Source organism: Acutalibacter sp. 1XD8-33 (assembly GCF_003612555.1).
GTDB lineage: Bacteria > Bacillota > Clostridia > Oscillospirales > Acutalibacteraceae > Acutalibacter.
On sequence record NZ_RAZF01000093.1, the window covers coordinates 1 to 955 of the forward strand.

A 955-nucleotide genomic window follows, 5' to 3' on the forward strand; every position below is an offset into this window, starting at 1 on the left:
GGAGTCCACATCCTCCCGGCCCATCAGCCCCTTCAACACCTGGAACTGCTTTTTGGTGGACAGGGACACCTGGTACTGCCACTTTTCCGGCAGGATGGGCAGGTCCTCCAGCCGCCACTTGGCGTAGGTCTCGCCGTAAGCCTCCGGCTGGGCCAGCTCCACCAGATGGCCCACGCACCAGCTCACGAGATACCCGCCGCCCTCCAGGTAGCCGTCGCACCGCTTCGAGGCGCCCAGCACCTTGCCGATGCTCTGCGCCACCGAGGGCTTCTCGCAGATCACTAACTTGCTCATAGGCAGTTGCTCCTTTCTGAAAAAATCAACTGTTTTCGCCCGATTTTGGGCATCAAAAAAAGCGGGCAAAGATGTGTGATCCTTGTCCGCTTTACGATTTTTATAAAGTTTTGTCCGCCGCCTGTTTCAGGAAAGGCGCTCCCGGAGGAATTTGTGCGACAGGAGGGAGAGGTAGGCTTCGCCAAGCTCCATGATGAAGTCCGGGGTGATGGACCAGAACGGGGAGCGGTGCAGATTGTCAAAGGCCATCTTGAGGACGGCGTACAATGCCGGGTCCTCCAGCCCAAGATGCTGTTTCAGCCCCGTCTCCGCATCGGCCCACTTCGTCATGCCGCCGACCTCCTTTGTAGCCATGACATACACGAGGATCAGCGACATACATTTCTTCGAGTCCGGGTCTGCCGGGGACAGCATACGGTAGAGCCGCCCGACCTCCTCCCGGACATCCGCCAGCGTCAGGGACGTATACTCGCTCAAGATGGAATCGGCCATGATGTCAGCCACAGCCTCCCGCCAGACTGCGTATCCGGCGTTCATCATGCCGTCCTCCGCCCCGCTGCCCATGCAGTAGCGGTCAAAGAAACCGCCGCCCTCGATCTCGTTCTCACAGCAGAACAGGTGGGATATTTCATGGAGGAAAACACGGTGCAGCTCCGGCAGG

At 59.2% G+C, this 955-nt stretch carries 2 protein-coding genes; both read right to left on the reverse strand.

Annotation, left to right across the window (positions count from 1 at the left end):
- On the reverse strand, positions 1-294 hold a 294-nt coding region (locus D7X94_RS17985), incomplete at its 3' end, for a toprim domain-containing protein (protein ID WP_243111386.1).
- A gap of 126 nt (positions 295-420) precedes the next feature.
- Positions 421-955 (reverse strand): hypothetical protein (locus tag D7X94_RS18675; RefSeq protein ID WP_120429193.1); only part of this gene is annotated, 535 nt, incomplete at its 5' end.